Here is a 2,642-nt window from a genome sequence, read left to right as displayed (position 1 = left end):
TTTTTATTCCTTCCAGAGTATCCGCGCCCAGACCGCCCGCATTGTTGACCATGACGCGGGTACTACCGGAAGTATCACCTTTTACGATGAGTTTATCCGTTACGGAATTATCATCGCCTAATACAGTATGCATGACTAACAGGCCATCATCGGCGGTGTAGTTGCCGTTAATGGTCAGTGTGGTCGGCGTGAACTCGTGACCCTGTTCATACGAAGACAACGTTGCTGTTCCAGCCAGCGCCAGAGTATTTAATGTTTGCGAATAAGTGTTTAAATCGAGATGGCCTTCACTGTCGACAATATAATCGGAGTTGGGGCTGAAGGTGTTTTCTTTACCTGCGCGTAGGCTGCCTTTGGTTATATTGGTATCACCAGCATAGCTATTGGAACCAGATAATGTTGTCGTTCCTGAGCCAACTTGATTAATCTGGCCGTTCCCCTGAATATCGGAGGCCAGCAGAAAATCGGTACTGGAGTGATTAAAGTTTACTATCGACGTGGAGGAAGGATCTACGGCTCCCAAATGAATAAATGGCGTATTAATCGAACCAGCAGGCTGTTCAGCCTCACCTTGCGCACCACCAATATTTATAATGCCTGTTGCGCCTGGGGCAACGGTCACCAGGATAGACGAATTTGAATTAATGGTTGCATTGTTGCTAACAGTGAGGATGCCGGTAGTCGTAACCGGAACATCAGGGCTAAATCCGCCAAGAGAAATAGATTGGGCATTCAATATTGAATTTTCACCGTCAACCAGAACATCTCCATAACTAGTGAAATTTTCTGATATCCCATTGGCTGGATAAGCATATCCTATATTGAGTTGAGCTAAGGATGTAAGTGTTCCGCCATTCGTAATATGTAGGCTACCTGTCCCCAGATTGCCAACAGTAGTATTTTTAGATGTAACTGACGAGTTTTCGCCATCAATAAACATCATCCCTTTGGCATCACCAATCTTTAGTTCCTGCAGGCCACTTATCTTACTGCCTTCTAACACATATACGGTACCGGAACCATCCCTTACACCCAGCTCCATCATGATATTAAGCTGCCAGTTGGTATGGTTTAATAAAGTGATGGAACCTTCAGCATTATTACCTATGGTAGAGTATCTGGTAATAATTGGCATATTATCAAGGAGAGTGTAGCCATTAGAGTTTTCGCCAACAATCAAAAAACCAAATTGCCCCCATTTGGGATTGTAACCCTCTGAGGCAATGAGTTTTAATTCTTCATTATTATTGACGACAACTCTGGTATTATGATTTTCGGGAAGGTTAATGGCCAGAGATACTGGTGTGTATAATATTGTTGAAATGGCTATAGCCAGGGCTGATAAAGCATGTTTTGTTAACTTCATATCACTCACTTTCATCCTTAAATATAAATAGCGAGATGTGTTTTATTGCACTATTTTCTTCCTGAAGCCTTGTAAGGCATATGTATACAAGTTATATGATAATATCTGTAATGTCGCCAGTTAGAATCTTTTTCAAGTGCTTGGTGTTCATTGTTTTTTTTATGCGTTTGTGGTTTGTAAGTGATGTCAATGCATTTTCTTATTGTCCTTAAATAAAATAATAATGAATTATCTGAAGGTTTCCGCAAATGAAATAAAGAAAATCTATAGGAATCATATTTATATGTTTTAGCTTTTCTTTTGTTCGGAAAAATAGCAGGGTTTGTGTGAGTTTTGCATTGAGTTGTGGGTAGATTGGATATTTCAGATTTTTGTGAAAAATATTTAATAAGCGCTATCGATAATTGTGGCAAGAGTTATTAAACCGCAGGGCGAGTCTAGCGCGCATTAAGAAAAATACAAATATATTCTCTTTTCCTGTGGGTTTTTCCTGAACGCTGAACCACTTATTAATCAACCCAGAATGATGGCTATTAGCTTCAGGGTATTAGCCTAATCACACATCATGGCCGGGTACGACGGTACCGTAAGAGAGGCCGGATATACGAATGCAACTAACTTCCGTTACACAGATGAAAAATAACTTGCACAACGGGAGGGGCTATATATGGCGTGCAAAGGAGCCATAGTGATTTCACTCATAAATAAGCTGAATTAACTTCATCATATTTATAGCTGAATGCGAGCGCGATCATAAAGACCAGGGTTCGAAAAAGAGTGCCACCTGTACGTGACAGGTGGCAAAGTGGCATTAAAAGAGATATTTCATGCCCAGCATTCCCTGGGTATCACTGTAACCATTGTCGCCCAACTGCTGGGCGACATTGCCCCACAGTTGCAGACGCGGGGTAAGCTGACCTTCTACCCCCATTTTTAACTCGCCAATATTACGCGTGCCAGTAATTGCATCGCTGATGCCATCCATCTTCACGCTGTAATTGCGTGAGTTATAAATCCAGTTGGCTTCCACGAAAGGCTGGAAGGAACGGTCTTTATTATCATCGATGTGGTTATGGCCTTGCAGATACGCTTTCACCCCCAGACGCGTTTGCAGGTTGCCTTCGGTGCTGTCCTCAACCAGCGTGCCATTGTCTTCCGTATGATTGTCTGCCTTCACGTCCATCCACGTCAGTTGCATTTTTGGCTGCAACCAGTAGCTGGTACGCGCATCTGCGCTTTCACCAAGACGGAAGGTGTAACCCGCTTCAATGGCGGC

The 2,642-nt window shown here is 42.7% G+C and carries 2 protein-coding genes; both read right to left on the bottom strand.

Going from position 1 to position 2,642, the window contains the following annotated elements; genetic code table 11:
• Window positions 1-1,366: autotransporter outer membrane beta-barrel domain-containing protein (locus AACS80_RS23800; protein WP_240730963.1), on the bottom strand; the 1,366-nt coding region annotated here is incomplete at its 3' end.
• 811 nt (window positions 1,367-2,177) lie between these two features.
• The coding region (locus AACS80_RS23795) for an autotransporter outer membrane beta-barrel domain-containing protein (protein ID WP_138184032.1) at window positions 2,178-2,642 on the bottom strand (465 nt) is incomplete at its 5' end.

The sequence above is a fragment of the Escherichia sp. E4385 genome (assembly GCF_963883145.1).
Taxonomy (GTDB): domain Bacteria; phylum Pseudomonadota; class Gammaproteobacteria; order Enterobacterales; family Enterobacteriaceae; genus Escherichia.
This window is presented reverse-complemented; position numbering and strand designations above follow the sequence as displayed.